This window comes from Ochrobactrum sp. S1502_03 (genome assembly GCF_044435015.1).
Lineage (GTDB): Bacteria > Pseudomonadota > Alphaproteobacteria > Rhizobiales > Rhizobiaceae > Brucella > Brucella chromiisoli.
The window spans coordinates 165950-190788 of record NZ_JAYEXN010000003.1 but is presented as its reverse complement, the minus strand read 5'-3'; the positions used below and the strand labels follow the sequence as shown (position 1 = coordinate 190788).

Here is a 24839-nt window from a genome sequence, read left to right as displayed (position 1 = left end):
CCTGAAAGTGGAAGCCGGTTTCAGGGCGATGACATGCTGATAAGAATGAAAGAAAAGCATCCATCACGGATGCTTTTCTTGCCCTGACATCCCAAAAAGGCCATGCTTGGGGTGCCTCTGAATAGGGGGAACTGATACGGATTTGAAAAGAGGACTGGGCTTTATGCGGCAGGGAACAAAACGTCATTCGTTTTATGGGTTGCTTTTGCTGGCTTTGGCTGGCGCAGCCTTGCCTGTAAACACGGCGATGGCAAAAGCCAATCCAGATCCTGTTTCGCAAGTCCGTGCCGGTTCTTTTGCGGGCGCTTTTCTGGCGGCCCGCACGGCCGAGGCCGATAACAATATTGGCGCTGCGGTGGATTTCTACCGTCAGGCCATGGCTTTTGATCCCGGCAATGACATTATCAAGCAGAATCTGCTTCTGGCACTTCTGACGGAGGGCCGCTTCAAGGAAGCGCTGCCGATTGCGGAAGAACTAAAAGATCAGCCGGAGATTGAGCGCTTTTCGCGTGTTGCATTGGCAATCGATGCGATTTCCAAAAAGCAATATCGCAAGACCGGCCCGCTGCTGATGCTATCCGTTCAGTCTGATATGGATGTGCTCGCCACCAGTCTCATGAGCGCTTGGGTCAAAGTCGGGCAGGGCAATCCGAAACGTGCACTGGCCGATGTCAACAAGATTGAAGGCCCGGAATGGTATAACCTTTTCCGCATTTATAATGCTGCTTTGATTGCGGATATTGCCGGTCAGAAGCAGGATGCACGCAATTACTACCAGCAGGCAATTGACGATCGCCCCGGTGGCGCTGCGGCTCCTGATACGTATGAGCGGGTTGTGATGGCCTATGCTTCCTTCAAGCTTCGTCAGGGCGACAAGGAAGGCGCGATCAAGCTTCTCAAAGACGCAGAAGAATTGCTCAACGGCCGCATGACCATCACTGAAATGCGCGAAAAACTTGAGGCGGGACAGAAATATCCTCGCCTGATCGACACGCCGCAGCAGGGCGTTGGCGAAGTGCTTTATACGCTCGGAACCGCGATCAATCGCGGTGGCGCGGAAGCTTTTGCCAAGCTTTATTTACAAATGTCGCTGCCGCTGCGCCCTGATAATGATGCAACACTTTATCAGCTGGGTGATATTTCGGCGAAATTGCGCCAGCCCGAACAGGCTGTTGAATACTATGCTCGTGTGCCTGAAAAATCGCCATACCGGCGCGACGCCGAAATGCAGCGCGCGCTTAATCTTGCCGAAAACGACAAGACAGGCGAAGCGATCGCGCAGTTGAAAACCTTGCTTGAACGCGACAAGACGGATCTGCGCACCTATCTGGCATTGGGTGCCGTCTACGCACAGGACAAAAATTTTGCCGATGCTGCAAAAATCTATGATGCAGCGGTGAAGCAGATTGAAAAGCCAGAGCGTAAGGACTGGCCGGTTTTCTATCAACGCGGTATTGCGCATGAACGGTTGAAGGAATGGGATCAGGCAGAGCCGAATTTCAAAAAGGCGCTGGAGCTTTATCCCGATCAGCCGCAGGTGCTGAATTATCTTGGCTATTCATGGGTTGATCGCGGTGAAAACCTCGATGAAGCGTTGGAGATGATCAAGAAAGCAGTCGAACTGCGTCCGCAGGATGGCTATATCGTTGATTCGCTTGGCTGGGCTTATTACAAGCTCGGTCGTTACCCGGAAGCCGTGGTTGAGCTTGAAAAAGCCGTAAAACTGCGCCCGGAAGATCCAACCATCAATGATCACCTTGGTGATGCTTACTGGCGGGCGGGTCGCCAACTCGAGGCTACGTTCCAGTGGAATCACGCAATCGCTGGCAAGCCTGAGCCGGAAGAACTGGCCAAGATCGAAGAAAAGCTGAAAAAGGGTCTGGCACCCGATCCAACACCTTCTGAGGCACGGGTTCAGGAGAAGAGCCTTGCCCCGGCAAAAGCCCCTGAAAGCAAAACCGAATAGTTTTATAGCCCGGAAGTCGCACCGATTTCCGGGCCTTGTATTTGTCGATCTGGGGCTTGGTGTATTCAGCGATCAAATGTCATGCTTGACCGTGGCAGGCGGACAAATTAGACCGGGCCAATCATTTCAATAACAAGGCCTGACCCCGTGTCCAGTACGTTGCCAGCACATATGCACCCCACCCGTTCCTTTCAGGGCTTGATCCTGACGCTCCATAACTATTGGGCGGAACATGGTTGCGCTATTTTGCAGCCTTACGACATGGAAGTGGGGGCGGGGACTTTCCACCCGGCAACGACATTGCGTTCACTTGGACCAAAGCCTTGGAAAGCCGCTTATGTGCAGCCATCGCGCCGCCCGAAGGATGGTCGCTATGGTGAAAACCCAAACCGCTTGCAGCATTATTACCAATATCAGGTGATCATCAAGCCATCGCCGCCGAACCTTCAGGATCTTTATCTCGGTTCGCTGCGTGCTATCGGTCTTGATCCGACGCTGCACGATGTGCGCTTTGTGGAAGACGACTGGGAAAGCCCGACGCTCGGCGCTTGGGGTCTTGGCTGGGAATGCTGGTGTGACGGCATGGAAGTGTCGCAGTTTACTTACTTCCAGCAGGTTTGCGGCATTGAATGCTCGCCGGTTGCAGGTGAACTGACCTATGGTCTTGAACGCCTCGCCATGTATGTGCAGGGCGTGGACAATGTCTATGACTTGAACTTCAATGGTCTCGAAGGCGAAGAAAAAGTTACCTATGGTGATGTTTTCCTACAGGCCGAGCAGGAATATTCCCGCTACAATTTCGAAATGGCGAATACAGAAATCCTGCATCAGCATTTCATTGATGCAGAGCGCGAGTGTGCAGCCATTCTAAAAGCGGGCAGCACGGGCGAAGGCTCACTGCATAAATGCGTGTTCCCGGCCTATGATCAGTGCATCAAGGCATCGCATGTCTTCAACCTGATGGATGCGCGCGGCGTGATCTCGGTTACCGAGCGTCAGAGCTATATTCTGCGCGTGCGCAATCTCGCGCGTCAGTGCGGCGAAGCGTTTCTGCTCACCGACGCCGGCGGCTTCAACCTTAAGAACGAGGCTGTGTGATGCCTGATTTACTGCTCGAACTCTTTTCCGAGGAAATCCCGGCTCGCATGCAGCGCAAGGCTGCGGGTGATTTCAAGAAGATGATCACCGATGGTCTGGTGGAAGCTGGTCTGACCTATGAGGCAACCACTGCCTACTGGACGCCGCGCCGCCTGACGCTTGATATTCGCGGCCTGACAGTGCGCTCAAAAGACGTGCATGAAGACGTGAAAGGTCCATCCGTTACGGCTCCTGAGCAGGCCATCCAGGGCTTTCTGCGCAAGGCTGGATTGACCGATGTATCGCAGGCGCATGTGCATTCCGACCCGAAAAAGGGTGATTTCTATGTTGCTCATCTGACCAAGCCGGGCCGCGCTGCGGAAGAAATCATCGCGGAACTCGTACCGCAGACGATCCGCAATTTCCCCTGGCCAAAGTCGATGCGCTGGGGTGCGGCCTCGTCAAAACCGGGTGCGTTGCGCTGGGTGCGTCCGCTGCAATCAATCCTTTGCACGTTTGGGCCTGAAACCGAAGAAACGGTTGTGGTCGATTTTGATGTTGATGGCATCAAGTCGGGCAATGTCACCTATGGTCATCGTTTCCTAAGCGATGGTCAGCCGATCAAAGTGCGCCGCTTTGAGGATTACGTCGATAAGCTCGAAAAGGCTTTTGTGGTGCTTGACGCGGAGCGCCGCAAGGAAATCATCTCGCAGGACGCGCATAATCTCGCCTTCGCCTCCGGGCTGGAACTGGTCGAAGATGCAGGCCTGCTTGAAGAAGTCTCGGGCCTTGTCGAATGGCCTGTTGTGCTGATGGGCGAGTTTGAGGAAGAATTCCTCGCAATTCCGCCGGAAGTCATTCAGCTGACCATCCGCGTGAACCAGAAATGCTTCGTCACCCGCAAACAGGGTGAGACGGAGGCGCTGTCGAACAAGTTCATTCTGGTGTCCAACATCGCAGCACGCGATGGCGGCACGGAAATCGCTTATGGTAACGGCAAGGTCGTGCGCGCACGTCTTTCTGACGCGCTCTACTTCTGGCACACCGATCAGCATGATCTGCCGGACCTCGACAAGCTTTCAGCGTCGGGCGAGAAATTCGGCCTTGATCTCACAAAGCCGCTTGATCAGCGCATGGCGCGTCTGGATGCGCTGAATGTGACCTTCCACGCCAAGCTTGGCACGCAGGGCGCACGCGTTGAACGCATCCGCGAACTGGCAGCTGAGATTGCACCACTCGTCGGTGCTGACCCGAAGCTTGCCACACGCGCGGCAGTTCTCGCAAAGGCGGATCTCACCACGGAAGTTGTCGGCGAATTCCCCGAACTTCAGGGTGCAATGGGCCGCAAATATGCGCTTCTTCAAGGCGAAGATGAATCTGTCGCAGCCGCTTTGGAAGAACATTACAAGCCGCAAGGCCCGTCTGACTTCGTGCCGAAAAACCCGGTTTCAGTGGCTGTTGCTCTTGCTGACAAGCTCGACACGCTGGTCGGTTTCTGGGCGATTGACGAAAAGCCAACCGGCTCGAAAGATCCGTTCGCTCTTCGTCGTGCAGCGCTTGGCGTGATCCGTCTTGTGTTGTCACAAGATTGGAAGTTCCCGCTCATGCCACTTCTGCGTTCGGCCTATGCCTCGCTCAAGGAAAGTCAGGTTCAGCGTCAATTGCGCGAGTTTGAAGCAAAGCTGGCTGCTGAAAAGTCTGGCGATGTGGATGGCGAACAGGATGTCGATAACGCACTGCGCAACTTCGAAACAATGAAGCGTGCGGAAATCGAAGCCAACGCGGAACCACTGCTTGCTGATCTTCTGTCCTTCCTGCATGACCGCTTCAAGGTTCACCTGAAAGAAGACGGTGCACGTCATGACGCGATTGACGCAGTTCTGACTTCTGATGCCGATAATCTTCTGCTGGTTGCCCGTCGCCTTGAAGCGCTGATCGTCTTCATCAATGAAGAAGACGGCAAGAACCTGCTGGCTGGCACCAAACGCGCTGCCAATATTCTGGCTGCGGAAGAGAAGAAGGGCACCAAGGTTGCCGCAACTGTCGATGCGGCTCTGCTGAAACTCGACGAGGAAAAGGCGCTTTATGCGGCGGTAAACCTCGCAGCTCAGGAAGCCGAAGAAGCCATTGCCCGCGAAGATTTCGGTGGTGCGATGCTGGCACTCGCCAAGCTGCGCGGTCCGGTGGATACATTCTTCGAGAAGGTTCTGGTCAATGACGAGGACGAAAACGTCCGCGCCAATCGTCTTGCACTGCTTGAACAAATCCGCGCAGCCACCAGCAAGGTGGCCGATTTCTCGAAAATCGCCGGATAAAATAAAAGAGCCGCCTCAAAGGCGGCTTTTTTTAATAACTCATTCCGATCTTGCATTAACTGCCTTTGAGATACACTTGCTCAAAAGCAAGGCTTTGTGTAGCTAAAGCGGCAGGAGAATGACCTTGGCCGATATTCTGGACTTCGATGACAATGCTGTTTCGCGTGCGGTAGAAGTGCTCGCCCGCGGTGGCCTTGTCGCGATTCCGACAGAGACAGTCTATGGCCTTGCTGCGGATGCAGCGCATGGCGAAGGCGTGGCCGGTATTTTTGCCGCCAAGGGTCGCCCGCAGTTCAACCCGCTCATCGCGCATGTTGACAGCATCGCTATGGCCGAGCGCTATGTGACCTTTGATGCTGTCTCGCGCAAACTCGCGGAGACTTTTTGGCCGGGGCCGTTGACTCTCGTTCTGCCGCTTAAAGCCAAACAGGATACGCGGCGCCCCATTCATCCGCTGGTGACAGCGGGACTTGAGACACTTGCTATCCGTATGCCAACCGGAAAAGTACGTGATGTTATAAAGAATCTCGACAGTCCGGTTGCAGCACCGAGCGCCAATACTTCCGGCCGCATCAGCCCGACTTCGGCCAAAGCCGTGGCGGACGATCTGGGTGGCAAGATCGATATGATCCTTGATGCCGGTCCGTGTGGCGTAGGTGTTGAATCGACCATCATCAAGGTTGAAGGCGAGCGCGTGCGCCTGCTGCGTCCGGGTGGTCTGGCTGCTGAGGAGATTGAAGCCGTTCTTGGTGTAAAACTCGAACGCGCCGAACACAAAGCTGCCATTCAGGCACCGGGCATGATGGAATCGCATTATGCGCCCAATGCTGCCATGCGGCTCAATACAGCGAGTGTTGAGGAGGGCGAGGCGTTGCTGGCATTCGGGCCTGAGCGCGTGGTCAATGCCGAAAAGGCGGTTGCTCTGCTCAATCTCAGCTCGACAGGTGATCTGCGCGAAGCGGCCAGCAATCTGTTTGATTTCATGCGCAAGCTTGATTTAAGCGGCGCACGTGTAATCGCAGTTGAACCCATTCCGTTCGATGGTCTCGGTGAGGCCATTAATGATCGTCTTAAACGCGCGGCGGCCCCGCGCTAGTTCCCCAAACATCTAAGAGAAGCACATGCTCGACACCGCCCTGATCGAACGATTTGCAGCCATTGTTGGCGAAAAGAACGCGCTGACCGCACCCGAAGACATTGCGCCATTTATGATTGAGCAGCGCGATCTTTATCAGGGCCGTTCGCTGCTGGTGCTGCGCCCGGCTTCAACGCAGGAAGTTTCTGACATTCTGAAACTCGCCAATGAAACAAAAACGCCAGTTGTGCCGCAGGGCGGTAATACCGGCCTTGTTGGCGGTCAGACGCCGGATCAGAGCAACACTGCAATCGTTCTGTCGCTTGGCCGTATGAACAAGGTGCGCTCGGTTGATCCGGTTGGCAATCTGGTGACGGTGGAAGCCGGTGTGATCCTGAAAAACCTCCAGGATGAAGCGCAGAAAGTGGGTCGTCTGTTCCCGCTTTCGCTGGGTGCCGAAGGCTCATGCCAGATTGGTGGCAATCTTGGTTCTAACGCTGGCGGCACGGCAGTTCTCGCCTATGGCAATATGCGTGAACTTTGCCTCGGTCTTGAAGTGGTTTTGCCAAGCGGTGAGATTCTCAACGACCTTCGCTATGTGAAGAAAGACAATACCGGCTACGATCTGAAGGACCTCTTCATTGGTTCGGAAGGTACACTCGGTGTTATCACTGCTGCCGTTTTGAAGATTTACCCGCAGCCAAAGGGCAAGGGCGTCGCTTATGCCGGTCTTCGCAGCCCGGAAGATGTGCTGCGCCTGTTCCAGCTTGCGACCGAACATGCCGGCCCGTCGCTCACCGGCTTTGAACTGATGCCGCGTGTCGGCGTTGAATTTACCATCGCCCATGTGGATGGTGTGCGCGATCCGCTTGAAAGCCCGCATGACTGGTATGCGCTGGTCGATATTTCATCGAGCCGTTCAGAAGACGATGCGCGTACGACGCTTGAAACAATCCTGACGGAAGCGTTTGAGAACGACATCATTCAGGATGCCGCCATTGCCGAGAGCGTTGCGCAGGCACAAATGTTCTGGAAAATGCGCGAAGAAATGTCCTGGGCGCAGAAGCCGGAAGGTGGCTCAATCAAGCACGACATTTCGGTTCCTGTCGCGAAAATCCCGGAATTCATTCATGAGGCCAATGCAGCAACGCTCGAAATGATTCCCGGCTCGCGCATCGTTTGCTTTGGACACATCGGCGACGGCAATCTGCACTATAATGTGTCGCAGCCTGTTGGTGCAGACAAGCAGGCTTTCCTTGATCGCTGGCACGACCTTAATCACCGCATTCATATAATTGTTGCTTCTTATACGGGATCGATCTCGGCGGAGCATGGTATCGGCGTGTTGAAGCGCGAAGAACTTGCCTTCTTCAAGCAGGACGTAGCGCTTGAACTGATGCGCCATATTAAGAAATCATTTGACCCGAATGGCATCATGAATCCGGGTAAAGTGCTGTAATTTCAGCAAATATGACGAAATCGAGGCGGGCAGGAAACTGTCCGCCTTTTCATTTATGTAAACGAAAATTAGCAAGCATTACCGAGTTCTTACACCTGGTTGTAAAGCAGTAACCAAATGAAAAAGCAGGGAAAAGTTAACCTAACGCGTTAAGCGCCCCGGTAATATTCATCGCCTATTCTCCAAATCAACAAGAGCGAACATCGCTCATAAAGAGAAGCCGGAATAACTGGCTCTCAAAAAAACAGAGAGATAAGGCAGAGGCGTCGAAAATGATGAGCAGCGGACTTAAGAAGCCGGAATGGGCAGGTCAGGAACTTCGGTTGGATCCGTTTCACTTGCCACAGGTCGTGACTTACCCGGCAGAAGATTGTGACGCAGATGTAACCTTCACCATCAGCGAGCGGGGCGCGGTTGTCCGCCAGATTTTGCCATCAAGCGGTTTGCCAATGTCGCTTGCACTTCCGATTAACGCTTTCGTCGGCGTGACGGCACGTGCGGTTGAAGATGAGTTCGGCGAAATCACCGTCACGCTGGAACTGATGCATGAAGATCCGCAGCTCTCCGTGCCGCTGCTGGTTGCGCACGATCTGACCGATGTTGCAGCTGATTGGCGCGCATGGGCCGCAACCTTCAATCTGCCAATGATGCTGGTTGAAGAGGATGGCGTTGCACGTCCGCTTTATGAAAGCACTGGCCCTGTTCGCACGTCTGAGCCACAGGCACGCCGTCAGGGGCAGGAGCCACGCCGCCGTCGTCCGCGTTTTCTGGCACGTCGCAAGACAGGTTCGCTGGGTGTTCGCATGGTGATTGAAGGCCGTGAGATTATCGCTCGAAATTAAGAAAATATCACATTCGCGTGTGAACACGGTCTTGTCGAATTTCTATACTATCTAAAGAATAACGCTTCACTCGGCGGCCGTCTGGAAAGATGAAGGACCTTTTCAGACATTTAAAGCTCCGAAGCTGAGGCAACCAACTTGGCTGACCTCCAACAAAGCCACCCGGATGGTAACTCCATCCGGGTTTTTTTATCGCATTATTTTTTTCGGCTTAGGAAAGCCATCACGGCTTCGCGTGCTTCGTTCGAAGTCAGTCGCTCGGCAAAATGCTTTGCTTCCCGCGCGATCCTCTCTGAAACGGGTTCAGCGGGAAGCCGCATTAGCCTGCGGGCGATCTGCATTGCCTGCGGAGGCTTGGCAGCAATTTCGTCTGCCGCTTTCAGAGCTTCGGTTTCCAGCTCGCTGCTTTCGACAATCTTATAAACGATGCCGGCTTCAAGAGCGGCCTGCGCATCAAAGCCGTGGCCTAATGCCAGAAGAGCGAATGCTTTCTGATGCCCCATAAGCGGCGGTGCCAGCAGGCTGGATGCTGCCTCCGGCACAAGCCCCAGATCAACGAAAGGCGTGCGGAACAATGCGTGGCTGGTTGCAAATGTCAGATCGCAATGAAGGTGGATTGTCGTGCCAATACCAATGGCGAGGCCATCGACGCCGGAGACAATCGGCTTCTTTGCGCTTGAGAGCGCGCCAAGGAAATCGAGAATTTCTTGGCCAAGACTGCCACCCGATGCAGCTGCCATGAAATCCTGCATGTCATTGCCTGACGAGAATGCGCCCGGCACACCGAGAAACACGTGAACGCGCACGCTTTCATCGGCATCGCCGTCAATCAGTGCTTTGGCCATGGTGGCATACATGGCGCGCGTAATGGCGTTTTTCTTATCGGCCCTGTTAAGCCGGATAATCTGCACTGCGCCTTTGCGCTCGATCAGAATATGCTCACTCATGATCAGTGCTCCAGCGCAGATTTCGCCGCAGTAAGGCTGCTTGAACCCGTTATCACGGTGTCTTTCAGAGATGATACTTCCGCCAGCATGTTTTCAGCAAAGAAGCGGCAAAGAACGGCATGGCTGCTTTCATCGCTGGTAAGGGCCGCACGTGCCAGATAAGCGCCGCCAGCGGTCAGTGATAAAAGACGCTGATAAGGTGTAGCGCCAGCAAGTGCCTCTTCAGTGCGGCCCTCGCTTGCAGCCTTTTGCAGCCAATCGGTTGCTTCGCGCGCTTGCGCGATGGCAGCAGAAAGGCGCGAACCTGTTTCGCCCAGCTCTCGACGGTTCGAGACTTTCGCCTTCTCGGCATCGTCCTGCAACTCGGCAAAGAATCCTTTGATATGTTCACCGTTGCCCAGTGGCAGCTTGCGCAGCACGAGATCAATGGCTTGAATGCCGTTGGTGCCTTCATAGATCGGCGTAATGCGTGCATCGCGCAGCAATTGCGCGGCACCTGTTTCCTCAATAAAGCCCATGCCGCCATGGATCTGAATACCAAGTGATGCGACATCCACGCCTGCATCGGTGGCAAAGCTTTTGGCCATCGGTGTGAGAAGTCCAGCGCGATCCGACCAGAATTGCGCTTCTTCCCCTTCCGTTGCATGGCTCATATCAATAGCATGGGCACACGAATAGGTAATTGCGCGTGCAACCTGTGTCAGTGCTTTCATGGTGAGCAGCATACGCTGCACGTCAGGATGCTCGATGATCGGGCTCATACCAGACTTCGGATCGGCACCAAGGGCGCGCCCCTGTTTGCGGTCTTTGGCATAATGAAGGGCTTGCTGATAGGCCGCTTCTGCAACGCCCACGCCCTGAATTCCAACCAGCAAACGGGCATTGTTCATCATGGTGAACATACAGGCGAGGCCGCGATTTTCTTCGCCGATCAGATAACCGACAGCACCCGTTTCCTCGCCTTTCACAAATCCATCGCCATAGATCATGGTACAGGTGGGGGAAGCGTGAATGCCCATCTTGTGTTCAAGGCCCGAGCAGAAAAGATCATTGCGGCGGCCCAGCGAGCCATCCGCATTGACGAGAAATTTCGGCACAAGAAATAATGAAATCCCCTTGGTTCCGGCGGGAGCATCGGGCAGGCGCGCCAGCACGAGATGCACGATATTATCCGTCAGGTCATGTTCGCCATAGGTGATGAAGATCTTCTGTCCAAAGATGCGGTATGAGCCATCGTCACGGCGTTCAGCACGTGCGCGCAATGCCCCGAGGTCGGAGCCTGCTTGCGGCTCGGTCAGATTCATCGTGCCCATCCATTCGCCGGTGATGAGCTTTTCAAGATAAATGTCTTTCAGCTCTTTCGAGGCGTGCTTTTCTAGCGCTTCAACCGCACCCATGGTGAGCGTGGGCGCGATGGCAAAAGCCAGCGAGCCGGAATTCCACATTTCGCTGACTGCCACCGACATCATGGTCGGCAAGCCCTGACCACCATATTCAGGCGTGCCGGTGAGCGAGTTCCAGCCGCCTGCAATCCAATCGGCATAAAGCTCTTTCCAGCCCGGCGCGGTGGTAACAACGCCATCCTTAACGCGCGCACCGTGCTTGTCGCCTGTGATGCGGAGTGGCTCAACGCGTTCAGCAGCAAACTTTCCTGCCTCTTCGAGAATAGCTTCGGCCAAATCGGCGGAAAACTCTGGAAAATGATTACCTTCTAACGCTTTTTCCAGTCCTGCGACCTTCATCAGCATATGGAAAATTTCAGAAACAGGCGCGCGATACATCTTTCCTCCTAAATCGCATCCCGAAAGTGTGAACCGGTTTTCGGACAAGATGCGCGTCAAAAATAAACAATCAGAGCATGATCGAACGCGTTCCTGCTCTGAACCTTTTCCTCAAAAGGCTCCGAATTACCCGTTCAATTGGTGCAATCCGTTCAGCCCGTCGGCTGTCAATGACTAAGAGCTACCGGCTTATTACGTAAACGTCAATATTTACACAACGAAGTTTTTGGCTGTTTGGTCCTGGCTTTACGTTTTACCAGGCTGCGCGCTGAGCCACCGCAAGCACGTCGCCATATGATTGAAGTTTGGACCAGTTTTTCGATAACGCCGCATCTTCTTCTGCGCTCGTTCCAGATAGTGCTTAAACTGTCCGATTGCATTTTCACCGCGCATCAAGGCTGGAATTGATCGCGATCGAAATTGTTCACCAAAATTGTCGCGACTGAACGGTTGAAACAAAAAAAGGCCGGGAATTACCCGACCTTCGAAGTGCCTCAACAATCAGTGCCAGTACATCCGTGGTCAAAGATTGGAGACAAATTTTAAAGCGCTACCACGCAAACAGAGTTTCGAAAAACTCCGTTCGAATGATTATTAGAGCGCCTGCAGGTTTTCTGCTGCATTCTTGCCCGAACGACGGTCTGCGACCACGTCGAAGCTGACCTTCTGGCCTTCGTTCAGTGAATGCATGCCCGAACGCTCAACAGCCGAAATGTGTACAAACACATCAACGCCGCCGTCATCAGGCTGAATGAAGCCGAAGCCCTTAGTTGAATTGAAGAATTTTACTGTTCCGTTTGCCATATTGAATTCCTTTCAAATCGCACGGTTGAAGTATGATGAGCATAAGCCCATCGCCGAATTTCACGAGTTTGAAAGAAGTACCGGGGGGCGAAATCGCGCCGCAACATTCGAAAACAAAATCGATGTCACATATATATGCGGCATTAAAAGCTTTTACAAGGTGCTTTTCTCAATTTAATAAAAATACTATCGGAACTATAAATTGTTGCGATCAGAATATTGTTGAACAAAATATTGCCGGTTTATTGTTTGATGTCTTATTTATGAAAGACTAAAGCGATGATGCAGGGCGATAATCAAAACAATCTTGAATCTAACAAACGTTTCTCCGGCTTTATCCAGAATATGGGAATGTTCGCCGATGCTGATATAAGTCGCTTCTCCCACATTTTCAAACAGCAATCTGGAAGTTGCGACTGATCGGGCTCGCTAAAGCATTTCCTGTTTTCATTGAAACATGGGAAATGCTCTATCTGTTTGTTTTCACGCATGATCGCGCGCTAATCCGCTTCGCACTTATGCTAAAAATGCGCTGGTTATCGACCTGCAACGGCGCTTATATCTTATGAAAGCAGACATATAGCCTGAATTACTTGCCTGAGCGCTCCCGTTCCACAGCCCGCCAGCCGATGTCGGAGCGGTAAAATCCTTGCGGCCAGTCGATCTGTTTTACAGCGTCATAAGCTTTACTTTGCGCCTCCGCAACGGTTTCAGCAATTGCCGTAATGTTGAGTACACGGCCGCCATTGGCGATAATCTGGCCGTCTTTTTCTGCCGTACCAGCGTGGAAAACCTTGAGGCCTTCAACATCGGTGAGTGTTTCAAGACCACGGATTAGGCTGCCTTTTTGCGGCGAGGCTGGATAGCCTTCCGCGGCCAGAACGATGGTCAGCGCCGGATCATTTTTCCAGTCGAGCGTGACTTCATCGAGCTTGCCATCGACGGCTGCATTGATGATGTCCAGAAGATCGCTTTCAAGGCGCATCATCAGCACCTGACATTCAGGGTCGCCGAAACGGGTATTGTATTCGATAAGCTTTGGGCCATCCTTACCAATCATCAGCCCCGCAAAAAGGATGCCCGAGAACGGCGCACCAATTTCAGCCATGCCGCGCATCGTGGGTTCAATCAATTCCCGCATGGTGCGTTCGACAATTTCCGGCGTCATAACCGGGGCAGGTGCATAAGCCCCCATGCCGCCGGTATTGACGCCCGTATCACCATCGCCGACGCGCTTGTGATCCTGCGCGGAACCAAGCGGCAATGCAGTTTTACCGTCGCAAATGCAGAAGAAACTTGCTTCTTCTCCATCGAGGAATTCTTCGACCACCACTTCGGCACCTGCCGCGCCAAATGCACCCTCAAAGCACATATCGACCGCATCCAGCGCCTCATCAAGCGTCATGGCGACAATGACGCCTTTTCCGGCGGCAAGTCCATCGGCCTTGACCACGATAGGGGCGCCCATTTCACGGATATAGGCTTTGGCTTTCGGCGCATTGTTGAAGCGGCCATAAGCGCCGGTCGGAATATCAAAGCGCGCGCAGAGATCCTTGGTAAAGCCTTTGGAACCTTCAAGCTGCGCTGCATCTTTTGACGGACCAAAGACGCGGATATTTTCAGTGCGAAGATCGTCGGCAAGACCTGCAACAAGCGGTGCTTCCGGGCCAACGACAACCAGATCAATGGCCTTATCCTTGGCAAAAGCAATGACTGCCTTGTGATCAGTCACGTCGAGTGTCACGCATTCTGCAAATTCGGCGATGCCGGGATTGCCGGGCGCACAATAGAGCTTTGTCAGCTTTTTGGAAGCCGCCAGTTTCCATGCCAATGCGTGCTCGCGGCCACCGGAACCGATCAACAGAACTTTCATGCCTTGCTCCCTGCGCGTGAGATAAGTAAGTGTTTATTGATACGGGTCTGTATTGCCCATCGCGCGCGCGGGCAAGGGCAGTGCCGCAATTTTTGAGTAAAAAGCGGACAGAGCCGTGGCAGTTTCTAGAAAGCAGGCAATCATGCAGCAGTCAAAACCCACCAGCGGACCGAGTTCGGATGTCCAGTCGCGTGAAAACCGCGGGCGTGTCAAAGATGCGCCATCGGGCCATTGGGTTTATCGCGTGCTTCCGTCTTCGCTTTGGCCTTATGCGCAGCTTGCACGCTGGGACCGCCCGATTGGCTGGCAGCTTCTGCGTTGGCCATGTTGGTGGTCGGCGGCGTTGGTTGCCGGAGCGGCGGCAAAAGCCGGCGACGATGCTTGGATGATAGTGCCTTCTATATGGCATCTTTTTCTGTTCTTGGTCGGATCTGTCGCCATGCGTGGTGCTGGCTGTACTTACAATGATCTTGCTGATCAGGACATTGACGACAAGGTGGATCGCACCCGCTCGCGTCCTCTGCCGTCAGGTCAGGTAACACGCAGGCAGGCCAAGTTATTTATGGTGATTCAGGCTCTGGTCGGGCTTGTGGTCGTGCTGCAGTTCAATTTGTTTACGATTTTACTCGGCTTTTCTTCGCTTCTGATTGTTGCAGCTTATCCGTTCATGAAACGCTTTACAAACTGGCCGCAGCTGGTGCTGGGGCTGGCATTTTCGTGGGGCGCTCTGATGGGGTGGGCTGCGGTACAAGGCTCGCTCGCACTGCCGCCAGTGCTGCTTTACATTGGCGCAATCCTGTGGACGATCGGTTACGACACGATCTATGCGCATCAGGATAAGGAAGACGATGCACTGGTGGGCGTTGGCTCTACTGCGCGCCTGTTTGGCAAACATACAAAGACGGCACTTATGGTGCTCTATGGTGGCGCAATCGGTTTTTTTGCAGCAGCTTTTGCGGTCGCTCAGGTTCCGATGCCGGCACTCGCGGGTCTGCTTGCCGCGGGCGCGCATTTATATCGGCAGATCATAGTGCTCGATATCGACAACCCAGATCAGTGCAAAAAGCTGTTTCTCTCAAACAACACAGTTGGCTGGTTGATTTTCCTCGGCCTTGTGCTTGGGAGCCTGTGGGTGGCGGTGAAGCCGCTGGTTTAAAACGAAAAAGGCCACCGCTTCGGTGGCCTTTTTCGTGAGATATTTACGGATAAAGCCTGTCTTTGTTCCAGTCATCCCCCGGTGCAGATCGTGTAAACAAAACGCGGTCATGCAGGCGGAATGGCCGGTCATGCCAGAATTCGATGGACTGCGGACGAATACGAAAGCCGGACCAATGTTTCGGACGCGGGATCTCGCCAATGGCAAAACGCGCTGTGTATTCGGCAACTGCCTTTTCGAGCGCGAAGCGGCTTTCGAGCGGACGCGACTGCTTTGATGCCCATGCGCCGATACGGCTGCCACGCGGCCGTGATGCATAATAGGCATCGGCTTCCGCGTCACTGACCTTTTCAACGGGGCCGCGCACCCGCACCTGACGGCGCAACGACTTCCAGTGAAAGCACATCGCGGCTTTTTCAGCAGAGAGAATTTCCTGCCCCTTGGCGCTTTCGTAATTGGTGTAGAAGACAAACCCTTGCTCATCGAAATCCTTGAGCAGAACCATGCGCACATTTGGCAGGCCGTCCGGGTCTACGGTGGCGAGTGCAACGGCGTTGGGGTCGTTCAGTTCGGTTTTGGTGGCGTCATTGAGCCACGCGCCAAAAAGCCGGAACGGTTCGGAGCTGAGGGTGAAATCGTCGCTTGTGTCTGTCATTTTCCGGCCATTTCAGGTGTTTTTAAAATCTCGGAAGCGAACTTCTTCCATAATGCGCATTTTGTCCATGGCTTTGAACCGTTAAAGATATTCTTGGTAAGATTTTGGGCGTTGTCCTTCTATATCGATTTGTTTACCTTGATCGCAAACCGCTTGTTAACTCAACATCCCCCATATTCATCACATCTTTAGGATGTATTTAAGGGAAGACCTTTGGCCGCTCGATCCGTCCGCCGAAAACTACGTGACGATTCTGCTTTTTCTGGCATGGGAATCATTCGCCATGCGGCTCTCGCTATGGTTGTTTTGTCTTTGGCAGGCTGTGCAATGGGTGGCTTCAGCATCGAAAAAGCCGTTCCCGATTCTTCAACGATCACGGGGTCTATAAAAACACCGCACAAAGATGAAACGGATACTGGCAAACTCTCCGACCAGTCGACAATCAAGGGGATTGTTTCGGCCCTTAATTTTTCACAATGGGGCAAAAAGCCTGTGCCTTGGGTAAATCACGATACCGGCAGTCAGGGCATGATTACGACGGTTGGCGAAACCAAGGTGAATGACACGTTGTGTCGTCAATTTGAAACCTCTCGCGAGGCTTTCGATGGAGTCTCTATTTATCGCGGAGAGACCTGTATGGAGCGCGGGGGCCAGTGGACCCTGACATCTTTTGCACCATTATAAGCTTTTTGAGAATCGGTACGCTATAGCTCTGGAACTTTTCCGACTTCGTGCGCATATTAAGTGCAACGAGTCTAACGGCTGAATATTCAGTCACTTTTCCTGAATGAGGATTATATATGCGCGATCCCTATAGCGTGTTGGGCGTCGCCAAAACGGCGAAGCCCGAAGAAATAAAATCGGCCTTCCGCAAGCTGGCCAAGAAATACCATCCTGATCAGAATCAGGATGACCCGAAGGCGCAGGAGCGCTTTGCGGAAATTAATCAGGCTTATGAAATTGTCGGCGACAAGGACAAGCGCGGCCAGTTTGACCGTGGCGAAATTGATGCGGAAGGCAAGCAGGCCTTTCAGGGCTTTAGCGGTCAGGGCGGATTTGGTGCGGGCGGCGATCCGTTCGCCGGTTTCCGCCAGCGCGGTGGTGCTGGCAATTTTGATTTCCGTGGTGCCGGCGGTGGAGCGCAGGGTGGCTTCGGCGGTGCAGAAGATATCTTGAACGATCTGTTCGGCGGTGGTTTTGGTGCCGGTCGCGGTGGTGCGCGCCAGCGCGGGCCAGTTAAGGGCAGTGATCTTTCGGCATCCATCCAGATTTCGCTGTCGCAGGCTGTGGGTGCGGAAAAGGTCGAGGCTGTCTTCCCCAATGGCAAACACCTCAAGATCAAGCTGCCGCAATATGTCGAAGACGGACAGACTATCCGGCTCAAAGGGCAAGGCGAGCCCATTATGGGTGGCACCCCCGGCGACGCTCTGGTGACGATTCACTTCAAGCCCAGTTCGCGCTTCAGGCTTGAAGGCCGTGATGTGCATGTAGACCTGCCGGTGGATCTTGCGGATGCCGCCCTTGGTGGCAAGGCGGAAGTGGAAACGCTAAGCGGTCGTATTGCCGTTAAAGTGCCTGCATGGTCGAGTTCCGATAAGGTTCTGCGTCTCAAAGGCAAAGGCCTGCCGTTAAAAGCTGGCGGTCATGGCGATCTTTACGTTCACGTCCGCATCATGCTGCCGGAAGGCGGCGATGCTGCGCTGGAAGAGTTTCTCAAGAAACGTAAGGGCGACTAAAGAACTGTGCCCTCGCTCAACTGTAACCGGATCGCTGCACTGGGCGGCGATCCGTCGCTTGCATTTTATAATACCCGGCTTTTTATGCGCAATTGCTTGAAGCCTGTGCAATGCTGTGCGATAGGGCATCTAGTTGATTATATTCTATGAGGACCCTTAATGACCGCAAAGTCAGGTTTGTTGCAGGGCAAGCGCGGATTGATTCTGGGCGTAGCCAACAACCGTTCCATCGCCTGGGGGATTGCCAAGGCTGCTCGTGAAGCTGGTGCTGAACTCGCATTCACCTATCAGGGTGATGCGCTGAAGAAGCGCGTCGAGCCGCTGGCCGAAGAACTGGACGCTTTTATTGCGGGTCATTGCGATGTCGCTGACGGTGCAAGCATTGATGCTGTTTTTGAAGCGCTGGAACAGAAGTGGGGCAAGATCGATTTCGTTGTTCACGCGATTGGTTTTTCCGATAAGGATGAACTGACTGGTCGTTACGTCGACACGTCAGAGGCCAATTTCCAGAACACCATGTTGATTTCGGTTTATTCGCTGACTGCGATTTCGCGGCGTGCGGAAAAGCTGATGGCCGATGGCGGTTCGATTTTGACACTGACCTATTATGGCGCAGAAAAAGTTATGCCGAACTACAACGTCATGGGCGTTGCAAAGGCAGCTCTTGAAGCAAGTGTCAAATATCTGGCTGTTGATCTTGGACCGCAGAACATTCGCGTCAACGCGATTTCGGCAGGCCCGATCAAGACGCTGGCTGCATCCGGCATTGGTGACTTCCGCTACATTCTCAAGTGGAATGAATATAACGCGCCGCTGCGCCGCACGGTTACGATTGATGAAGTGGGCGATGTTGGCCTCTACTTCCTCTCCGATCTGTCACGTTCGGTTACGGGTGAAGTTCATCACGCCGACAGCGGCTATCATGTGATTGGCATGAAGGCGGTCGATGCGCCGGACATCTCGGTCGTCAAGGACTGAGGCTGAAAATACAAAATCCCGAAAAGTCGACCGACTTTTCGGGATTTTCTTTGTCTTGCCGGTCGCGGTAAGGTTATGCAGAATAAGCTTATGGGTAATTGAGGTAAGGCTTTGGCTCGGGAGATCATCTACTTTTCGCGGCACGGTGAAACCGACTGGAATGTCTCGCAGCGCATTCAGGGGCAGCTTGATATCGACATCAATGCCCATGGTCGCTCGCAGGCCGATCGGAACGGCGATATGCTGAAATCACTGATCGGTGATGGCGCTGGTTATGATTTCGTTGCAAGCCCATTGCGCCGAACCCGCGAGACCATGGAGCGCATTCGTTCGCGCATGGACCTCGACCCTTATGATTTCCGGACCGATCCGCAGCTTATGGAAGTCAATTTCGGAGACTGGCAGGGCTTCATGATAGAAGACATTGCCAAAGAGCGCGAAGATCTCGTGCAGGCACGCGCGCGCGACAAGTGGAATTTTATCCCGCCCGGTGAAGCCGCTGAAAGCTATATGCGGCTGTCGCAGCGCATTGGTCGCTGGGTTGAAGCGGTTGAATGGCCAACCGTCTGCGTGACGCATGGCGGTTGCATGCGCACACTGTTTTATCTTTATGGCGATATGGATGGTCACGCCGCTGCCAATCTCTCAATTCCGCAGGACAAAATCCTGAAGTTTGAAAGTGGTAAGCTGGCGTGGATATAAAGACTGGCCTTTTCAGGCCAGTCCGGTACGTGATTCGCTGGATTTTTCTTTTCGCTGAATACCCGCCTGTGCCAATGTGCGGTCAAGCAATTGTTCGTAGATCGGTTTCCCGCCAATCCACTGCGCGATCAGATTGGCCGTAAGACAGGTCGCAATCAACGGCATGGTCATGCCATAAGCGCCGGTCAGTTCAAGGGTCAGTGCAACGCCGACGACAGGCGCGCGCACCGATGCAGTGAACAGACCGCCCATGGCGGCGATGGCAAAGGCCAGCGGCACTGTGCCGCCCTGCGGAATTACAAGATCGATCACACCGGCGAATGCCAGCCCGACACAGGTGGCAAGGGTGAGCATAGGCGCAAAAATTCCGCCCGGCACACCGCTTGAATAGCTGCCAACCATGGTAAAATAGCGAATAAACGCCAATGCCAGCAAAAGCATCAGCCCGGTCTTCTGATGCGCAAGCTCCATGATGATGTGTTCACCGCCTGTTACCGAATAGGGCAGGAGAACAAACAATGCCCCCACACTCAGCCCGATGAGCGCCGGATAAAGATAGGGTACGCGTTTGTGCATTGCGGCTGCAAACTCCACAGCCCACATGATGCCGCCATTCAGCGCCACGCCGACAACGGCCAAGATGCAGCCAAGCGCGACGAAAGCCGGCAGCAACTCCAGCGATGCCTGAACATCCGGCATTGACATGTCTGGTGCCGTGCCGCCGATGATCTGTGTCATGACGGTTGCAAGCAAAGCGGCTGCGATGATGCCCATATAGGTGCGGAATGTGTAGGGAAACTGCTTGTGTGTTTCCTCGACAATGAAAAGGATAGCGGCCAGCGGCGCATTGAAAGCGCAGGCAAGACCGGCTGCGGCACCGGCCGCCAGAATGCCACGTTTTTCTGTCTCGCTGACTTTGAAAAAGTCGGTAATCGCCGCACCAAGCGACGCACCGATATGGATGGTTGGTCCTTCGCGACCAAGCACCAGCCCCGATGAAATCGAGGTAACACCCATCAGAAATTTGACCGGCAAAACGCGCCGCCAGCGCACGTCACGCAGCCCCTCCATCGCGCCTTCTATTTCCTGCACGCCGCTGCCACCTGCTTCAGGTGCGAAACGCCGTGTTATGAAGGCAGCAAAAACCGTGCAGCACATCGTTATCAATGCGGCAATGATCACGAGTGGAGCGCCACTGAAATATACACTGACTTTCTGTGGCCATGTCATCAATGTGTCGATGATCAGATGAAAGTAAGATCCGACCGTGCCAGTGAGTATGCCGGTGATGGCAGCAAAGAAAACATATCGCGCTTGCGCGGATCGATTGCCTGGCCTGTCGAGTGACTTTATCGGATCATCCATCAAAAACCGCTCCGTAACGCAATATTCGGGCCGATCAGAATGATTTTTCCCACGCTGCCCCTGTTTGTCGAAACAACCAGACTCGCCTTTGAATGTCTAGCTTGCGGCGACAAGCCTTGCGAACAATTTGCCATTTGGCATGAGTATGTTATATTTTTGCCATAAGGAGATTGCGCGATGGAGCTTCATCCAATCAGCATAACGCCTGCGAGTGGGTTTACGGCGACAATAACCGACGAAGAAGCGAGCGCATTGGCCCGCACAACGGTCAATTTGTTCAAGGCTTGGAAGCTCTCGGATAGCGAAGCCTGCACGCTTTTGGGCGATATGTCGCCGCGCACTTGGGCACGCTGGAAAGAAGGCAGCATAGGTCGCATCGACCGGGATTTGCGGATGCGTATGGCGCATTTGATGGGTATTCATAAGGGCTTGCGCTATCTGTTCCGCGATACTGCGCGCGGTTATGCATGGATCAGAAAATCCAACGCCGCTTTCGGTGGTTTATCGGCGCTTGACTTGATGCTGCGCGGTGAAATTTCTGATTTGGCAACCCTTCGCGAGTGGCTGAATGCGGAGCGTGGCGCATGGTAAGCGGACTGGCTCGGAGACGCCATGTTCACTGGCCGCAAACTTTTCGCATCATCCGCTCCATTCATCCGCCCATTGATTTGTTTGAAGATATCGCTGACCCCCGTGACTGGGAGGCACTTGCCTCCGTTGAGGCAAAAACCAATCCGCGTATTCGTTTTGAGATTGGCGATCTCGGTAAAGTTCCGGCTGACCGGCGCGTTTCGGGTCAGGGTGCAACCTATGTGATGGCACCCTTTGTGCATTGCTCGACAGACCGTCCGGGGCGTTTTAGTGATGGCAGCTACGGAATTTATTATGCTGCTGATCGTGAAGAGGTGGCGGTCGCTGAGACCATTCATCATCATGAAAAATTCATGCGCGCCACCAATGAAGAACCCGGATGGACATCGGATTTTCGGGTGCTGATTGGCAGTGTCGAGCGGGAACTGGACGATGTGAGCAACGTGCCGGGCGTGCTCGATCCTGTTGATTATACGGCTTCACATGTCGAGGGGAGGGAACTGCGCGCACTTGGAAGTCATGGGCTTTTATGGCCAAGCGTGCGGATGCGTGGTGGCCAATGTATCGGCATTTTCTGGCCGAATGTTATAACAATTCCGGTTCAGGGGCGGCATTACAGCTATCACTGGGATGGAACCCGTGTCGATTTTGTTCGCCAATACGACACGGGAAAAGTGCTTGCCGTAAACTGACGTTTACGGGGCTTCCTGAATATCTGTGATGAAGCGCGTATCGTCCGCTTCATCGTAGAGGATGATAACCTTCATGCCTTTGGAAATAACGGAATAATCGAACTCGCCGGGCAATTTATAGATTTTGCCGTCATCGAGCGTGATTGTTTCCTGATCCTTGTTGATGCCGGTGATCTTGCCCTCAACGTCATCCGCCATGGCGACGGTTGAAAAGACCGAGGCAATGATGAAGATCAGTCCCACTAGGTAATGCATGGGTGTCATCCTCCTTAACTGTGTGCCTGCCAGCCGGTGACTGATTCGACACGATTTGCGTTTGCGCGATGGGGAGTTCGCAATGTGTTTCCTGAGGGCAATTTAGCCCATGGAATGTGTCAAAAAGAATGCCTTATAGAGATGATCCGAAGGAAATTTTGCGATCTCGACAGAGGTATTGCGAGCTATAATTTGACGGTGACGGAAAAGGCCAATAAAACCGCCCCATATCTTGCCGGAAAAGGCGCTCCGTAGTCAGGCTCAGCTCATGTCTCATAACAGTTTCGGTCATCTGTTTCGCGTAACAACCTGGGGCGAGAGCCATGGTATCGCACTGGGTTGCGTGGTGGATGGTTGCCCTCCCGGCATTACCTTTACCGAAGCCGAAATTCAGTCCTATCTCGACAAGCGCAAGCCCGGACAGTCAAAATATACGACCCAGCGCCGCGAGCCCGATCAGGTGCGCGTGCTGTCGGGCGTGCTTTTGGGCGATGACGGCGTCACCATGACCACGACCGGTACGCCGATTTCGATGATGATCGAAAACACCGATCAGCGTTCCAAGGATTATGGCGATATTGCTAAACAGTATCGTCCGGGCCACGCCGACTATGCCTATGACGTGAAATATGGCATTCGCGATTATCGCGGTGGTGGCCGTTCTTCGGCACGAGAAACCGCAGCCCGCGTTGCAGCCGGTGCCATTGCGCGCAAAGTCGTTCCGGGCTTGCAGGTGCGTGGTGCTCTGGTCTCGATGGGTGTCCATGACATTGACCGCTCCCGCTGGGACTGGAACGAAGTCGATAACAACCCATTCTTCACGCCTGATGCGGGCTCGGTTGACGTATTCGCAGACTATCTGGATGGCATCCGTAAGAACGGCTCTTCGATCGGCGCGATCATCGAAATCGTCGCAGAAGGCGTTCCAGCGGGTATCGGCGCGCCGATTTACGGCAAACTCGATCAGGATATTGCGAGCTATCTCATGTCGATCAATGCCGTGAAGGGCGTTGAAATTGGCAATGGTTTTGAGGCGGCACGTCTCACCGGCGAAGACAATGCCGACGAAATGCGTATTGGCAATGATGGGCAGCCGGTTTTCCTGTCCAACCATGCCGGTGGTGTACTGGGTGGCATCGCAACGGGTGCGCCTGTCGTTTCGCGCTTCGCAGTCAAACCAACATCGTCGATTCTCACACCGCGCAAGTCCATTGATGCTGAGGGCAAGGAAGTGGACGTTATGACCAAGGGCCGTCATGATCCGTGCGTGGGTATTCGTGCTGTGCCGATTGGCGAAGCGATGGTCGCCTGTGCGATTGCCGATCATTATCTGCGCCATCGTGGACAGACAGGACGCGTATAACATATTGAAAGTTCAGTTTCAGAAACTGAGGGCCGGTTTTCGACTGAAGCTGTGGTACAACCATTGAGGCTGAAATGAGCTATAATCAGAAACAGGTCGTTGATGCGCTGCGCGCTTTCGAGCGTGGTGAAATCGTTGTGGTCATGGATGATGACGGACGTGAGAACGAGGGCGATCTGATCGTCGCTGCCGTTCACTGTACGCCGGAAAAAATGGCGTTCATCGTGCGCTATACGTCGGGGATCGTCTGCACGCCCATGACGCGCGATGAAGCAAAGCGCCTCAATCTGGCGCCAATGGTTGCAGAAAACGAATCCGCCCACACGACCGCTTTCACAGTCACAGTCGATTATCGTCACGGCACCACCACCGGCATTTCTGCCGAAGATCGCACGCTCACTGTGCGCAATCTGGCAAATCCGAATGCCGGTGCTTCCGACTTCGTGCGTCCTGGCCATATTTTCCCGCTGATTGCGCGCGAGGGCGGTGTGTTGATGCGCTCCGGTCATACCGAAGCAGCTGTTGATCTCTGCAAGCTTGCAAACCTGCCGCCAATTGGCGTGATCTGCGAGCTGATCAATGATAATGGCACGGTCATGCGCGGCCCTGACGTGAAGGCTTTTGCCGAACAGCATAATCTGCATCGCGTGACGGTTGCGGACCTTATCGCCTATCGCCAGCGCAAAGAAACGTTGGTGAAGCGTATCGGCGATGCAGCGATCAAAACCTGTGCTGGTCCGGCGCATGCTTATACTTATGAGCTGCCATGGGAGCCGATGCAGCATGTCGCGGTTGTGTTTGGTGATATTCGTGATGGCGAAGAGGTGCCGGTGCGTCTGCACCGCGAAGACGTGCTCAATGACGTGTTTGGCAGCAGCGGTAACAATCTTGATGAGATCATGAAGCGCATGGGCAAGGAAGGCCGCGGCGTTCTGGTCTACCTGCGCGAAGGTTCGGTCGGTGTGCGTGCCGATCACCGCGATGCGCGTGCGCGCGAAGCTTTGCTTGGCGAACACGAGGCGCATGCCGAAGCGGTAGCGCGCGAAGAAGAGTGGCGTCAGATTGGTCTCGGCGCGCAGATTCTCAAGGATCTCGGCATTACATCAATTGTGCTGCTGGCATCGCGTGAGCGTCACTATGTCGGTCTCGAAGGTTTTGGTATCAACATCGCACGAACAGAGATTATCTGACACAGATATGTCGATGA

Annotated in this window: 22 protein-coding genes; 15 read left to right on the top strand and 7 right to left on the bottom strand. The window is 53.9% G+C overall.

The window, feature by feature from the left end; genetic code table 11:
* Positions 1-163: 163 nt before the first annotated feature.
* The 6 genes from VBH83_RS04420 to VBH83_RS04395 all read left to right on the top strand — a co-directional run bounded on the left by VBH83_RS04420 (position 164) and on the right by VBH83_RS04395 (position 8734).
* On the top strand, positions 164-1966 hold the full coding sequence (locus tag VBH83_RS04420) for a tetratricopeptide repeat protein (protein WP_396996535.1): 1803 nt from the start codon (positions 164-166) through the stop codon (positions 1964-1966).
* Between the two features lie 171 nt (positions 1967-2137).
* Complete coding sequence (locus VBH83_RS04415) at positions 2138-3064, top strand: glycine--tRNA ligase subunit alpha (protein ID WP_265983844.1); 927 nt, start codon at positions 2138-2140, stop codon at positions 3062-3064.
* Positions 3064-5358, top strand: coding sequence for a glycine--tRNA ligase subunit beta (glyS, locus tag VBH83_RS04410; protein WP_396996533.1), 2295 nt, complete (start codon positions 3064-3066; stop codon positions 5356-5358). The genes VBH83_RS04415 and glyS overlap by 1 nt, the downstream gene beginning before the upstream one ends.
* Positions 5359-5476: 118 nt before the next feature.
* Positions 5477-6454 (top strand): L-threonylcarbamoyladenylate synthase, encoded by a 978-nt coding sequence (locus VBH83_RS04405; protein WP_396996531.1) that lies wholly within the window; start codon positions 5477-5479, stop codon positions 6452-6454.
* A gap of 25 nt (positions 6455-6479) precedes the next feature.
* Positions 6480-7892: an FAD-binding oxidoreductase gene (locus tag VBH83_RS04400; protein ID WP_265983051.1), complete on the top strand. Its 1413-nt coding sequence runs from the start codon at positions 6480-6482 to the stop codon at positions 7890-7892.
* A 272-nt stretch (positions 7893-8164) separates the two neighbouring features.
* Positions 8165-8734, top strand: coding sequence for a DUF6101 family protein (locus tag VBH83_RS04395; RefSeq protein ID WP_265983052.1), 570 nt, complete (start codon positions 8165-8167; stop codon positions 8732-8734).
* Between the two features lie 197 nt (positions 8735-8931).
* Here the strand turns inward: VBH83_RS04395 and VBH83_RS04390 are convergent, their stop codons facing one another.
* The 4 genes from VBH83_RS04390 to purD form a co-directional block, all read right to left on the bottom strand.
* Positions 8932-9681: a crotonase/enoyl-CoA hydratase family protein gene (locus VBH83_RS04390; RefSeq protein WP_265983053.1), complete on the bottom strand. Its 750-nt coding sequence runs from the start codon at positions 9679-9681 to the stop codon at positions 8932-8934.
* A gap of 2 nt (positions 9682-9683) precedes the next feature.
* Positions 9684-11462 (bottom strand): acyl-CoA dehydrogenase, encoded by a 1779-nt coding sequence (locus tag VBH83_RS04385; RefSeq protein ID WP_265983054.1) that lies wholly within the window; start codon positions 11460-11462, stop codon positions 9684-9686.
* A 594-nt stretch (positions 11463-12056) separates the two neighbouring features.
* Positions 12057-12266: a cold-shock protein gene (locus VBH83_RS04380; protein WP_024896137.1), complete on the bottom strand. Its 210-nt coding sequence runs from the start codon at positions 12264-12266 to the stop codon at positions 12057-12059.
* Between the two features lie 589 nt (positions 12267-12855).
* A complete protein-coding gene (purD, locus tag VBH83_RS04375; protein ID WP_265983055.1) occupies positions 12856-14139 on the bottom strand; it encodes a phosphoribosylamine--glycine ligase in 1284 nt (427 codons plus the stop codon).
* A 142-nt stretch (positions 14140-14281) separates the two neighbouring features.
* On the opposite strand from purD, the gene ubiA reads away from it, so the two are divergent.
* Positions 14282-15295 carry a 4-hydroxybenzoate octaprenyltransferase gene (ubiA, locus tag VBH83_RS04370; protein WP_265983846.1) on the top strand — a complete coding sequence of 338 codons (1014 nt, stop codon included), beginning with the start codon at positions 14282-14284 and terminating at the stop codon, positions 15293-15295.
* A gap of 43 nt (positions 15296-15338) precedes the next feature.
* Here the strand turns inward: ubiA and pdxH are convergent, their stop codons facing one another.
* Entirely contained in the window at positions 15339-15950 is a 612-nt protein-coding gene (gene pdxH / locus VBH83_RS04365) for a pyridoxamine 5'-phosphate oxidase (RefSeq protein ID WP_265983056.1), read from the bottom strand.
* Positions 15951-16163: 213 nt separating this feature from the next.
* On the opposite strand from pdxH, the gene VBH83_RS04360 reads away from it, so the two are divergent.
* The 4 genes from VBH83_RS04360 to VBH83_RS04345 all read left to right on the top strand — a co-directional run bounded on the left by VBH83_RS04360 (position 16164) and on the right by VBH83_RS04345 (position 19366).
* Entirely contained in the window at positions 16164-16634 is a 471-nt protein-coding gene (locus tag VBH83_RS04360) for an RT0821/Lpp0805 family surface protein (protein WP_396996526.1), read from the top strand.
* Between the two features lie 116 nt (positions 16635-16750).
* Positions 16751-17686 (top strand): DnaJ C-terminal domain-containing protein, encoded by a 936-nt coding sequence (locus VBH83_RS04355; protein ID WP_265983057.1) that lies wholly within the window; start codon positions 16751-16753, stop codon positions 17684-17686.
* A 159-nt stretch (positions 17687-17845) separates the two neighbouring features.
* Positions 17846-18664 (top strand): enoyl-ACP reductase FabI, encoded by an 819-nt coding sequence (fabI, locus tag VBH83_RS04350; RefSeq protein ID WP_265983058.1) that lies wholly within the window; start codon positions 17846-17848, stop codon positions 18662-18664.
* A 111-nt stretch (positions 18665-18775) separates the two neighbouring features.
* Positions 18776-19366 carry a histidine phosphatase family protein gene (locus VBH83_RS04345; protein ID WP_265983059.1) on the top strand — a complete coding sequence of 197 codons (591 nt, stop codon included), beginning with the start codon at positions 18776-18778 and terminating at the stop codon, positions 19364-19366.
* Positions 19367-19378: 12 nt separating this feature from the next.
* Here VBH83_RS04345 and clcA read toward each other — a convergent pair whose 3' ends face one another.
* Positions 19379-20731, bottom strand: a complete 1353-nt coding sequence (gene clcA / locus VBH83_RS04340; protein ID WP_265983060.1) for a H(+)/Cl(-) exchange transporter ClcA — start codon at positions 20729-20731, stop codon at positions 19379-19381.
* Between the two features lie 177 nt (positions 20732-20908).
* On the opposite strand from clcA, the gene VBH83_RS04335 reads away from it, so the two are divergent.
* Both VBH83_RS04335 and VBH83_RS04330 read left to right on the top strand, forming a co-directional pair.
* The gene (locus tag VBH83_RS04335) at positions 20909-21322 is read left to right on the top strand and encodes an MbcA/ParS/Xre antitoxin family protein (protein ID WP_265983061.1); all 414 of its coding nucleotides are present in this window, start codon (positions 20909-20911) and stop codon (positions 21320-21322) included.
* Complete coding sequence (locus tag VBH83_RS04330; RefSeq protein ID WP_265983062.1) at positions 21316-22014, top strand: RES family NAD+ phosphorylase; 699 nt, start codon at positions 21316-21318, stop codon at positions 22012-22014. Before VBH83_RS04335 ends, VBH83_RS04330 begins: the two co-directional genes overlap by 7 nt.
* 3 nt (positions 22015-22017) lie before the next feature.
* On the opposite strand, the gene VBH83_RS04325 is transcribed toward VBH83_RS04330, so the two are convergent.
* Positions 22018-22269, bottom strand: a complete 252-nt coding sequence (locus VBH83_RS04325; protein ID WP_265983063.1) for a DUF1344 domain-containing protein — start codon at positions 22267-22269, stop codon at positions 22018-22020.
* A gap of 268 nt (positions 22270-22537) precedes the next feature.
* Between VBH83_RS04325 and aroC the strand changes: the two genes are divergently transcribed.
* Positions 22538-23632, top strand: a complete 1095-nt coding sequence (gene aroC / locus VBH83_RS04320) for a chorismate synthase (RefSeq protein ID WP_265983064.1) — start codon at positions 22538-22540, stop codon at positions 23630-23632.
* Between the two features lie 74 nt (positions 23633-23706).
* Complete coding sequence (ribB, locus tag VBH83_RS04315) at positions 23707-24822, top strand: 3,4-dihydroxy-2-butanone-4-phosphate synthase (protein ID WP_265983065.1); 1116 nt, start codon at positions 23707-23709, stop codon at positions 24820-24822.
* The last annotated feature ends 17 nt before the right edge of the window (positions 24823-24839 follow it).

Excerpts from the sequence above, each read along its gene's own strand:
- pdxH (WP_265983056.1), bottom strand. The coding sequence starts at position 15,950 with ATGACAGACACAAGCGACGATTTCACCCTCAGCTCCGAACCGTTCCGG.
- VBH83_RS04380 (WP_024896137.1), bottom strand. The coding sequence starts at position 12,266 with ATGGCAAACGGAACAGTAAAATTCTTCAATTCAACTAAGGGCTTCGGC.
- ribB (WP_265983065.1), top strand. The coding sequence starts at position 23,707 with ATGAGCTATAATCAGAAACAGGTCGTTGATGCGCTGCGCGCTTTCGAG.
- VBH83_RS04385 (WP_265983054.1), bottom strand. The coding sequence starts at position 11,462 with ATGTATCGCGCGCCTGTTTCTGAAATTTTCCATATGCTGATGAAGGTC.
- glyS (WP_396996533.1), top strand. The coding sequence starts at position 3,064 with ATGCCTGATTTACTGCTCGAACTCTTTTCCGAGGAAATCCCGGCTCGC.
- VBH83_RS04395 (WP_265983052.1), top strand. The coding sequence starts at position 8,165 with ATGATGAGCAGCGGACTTAAGAAGCCGGAATGGGCAGGTCAGGAACTT.
- VBH83_RS04330 (WP_265983062.1), top strand. The coding sequence starts at position 21,316 with ATGGTAAGCGGACTGGCTCGGAGACGCCATGTTCACTGGCCGCAAACT.
- purD (WP_265983055.1), bottom strand. The coding sequence starts at position 14,139 with ATGAAAGTTCTGTTGATCGGTTCCGGTGGCCGCGAGCACGCATTGGCA.
- VBH83_RS04420 (WP_396996535.1), top strand. The coding sequence starts at position 164 with ATGCGGCAGGGAACAAAACGTCATTCGTTTTATGGGTTGCTTTTGCTG.
- VBH83_RS04325 (WP_265983063.1), bottom strand. The coding sequence starts at position 22,269 with ATGCATTACCTAGTGGGACTGATCTTCATCATTGCCTCGGTCTTTTCA.
- fabI (WP_265983058.1), top strand. The coding sequence starts at position 17,846 with ATGACCGCAAAGTCAGGTTTGTTGCAGGGCAAGCGCGGATTGATTCTG.
- VBH83_RS04415 (WP_265983844.1), top strand. The coding sequence starts at position 2,138 with ATGCACCCCACCCGTTCCTTTCAGGGCTTGATCCTGACGCTCCATAAC.
- VBH83_RS04355 (WP_265983057.1), top strand. The coding sequence starts at position 16,751 with ATGCGCGATCCCTATAGCGTGTTGGGCGTCGCCAAAACGGCGAAGCCC.
- ubiA (WP_265983846.1), top strand. The coding sequence starts at position 14,282 with ATGCAGCAGTCAAAACCCACCAGCGGACCGAGTTCGGATGTCCAGTCG.
- VBH83_RS04335 (WP_265983061.1), top strand. The coding sequence starts at position 20,909 with ATGGAGCTTCATCCAATCAGCATAACGCCTGCGAGTGGGTTTACGGCG.
- aroC (WP_265983064.1), top strand. The coding sequence starts at position 22,538 with ATGTCTCATAACAGTTTCGGTCATCTGTTTCGCGTAACAACCTGGGGC.
- VBH83_RS04390 (WP_265983053.1), bottom strand. The coding sequence starts at position 9,681 with ATGAGTGAGCATATTCTGATCGAGCGCAAAGGCGCAGTGCAGATTATC.
- clcA (WP_265983060.1), bottom strand. The coding sequence starts at position 20,731 with ATGGATGATCCGATAAAGTCACTCGACAGGCCAGGCAATCGATCCGCG.
- VBH83_RS04400 (WP_265983051.1), top strand. The coding sequence starts at position 6,480 with ATGCTCGACACCGCCCTGATCGAACGATTTGCAGCCATTGTTGGCGAA.
- VBH83_RS04405 (WP_396996531.1), top strand. The coding sequence starts at position 5,477 with ATGACCTTGGCCGATATTCTGGACTTCGATGACAATGCTGTTTCGCGT.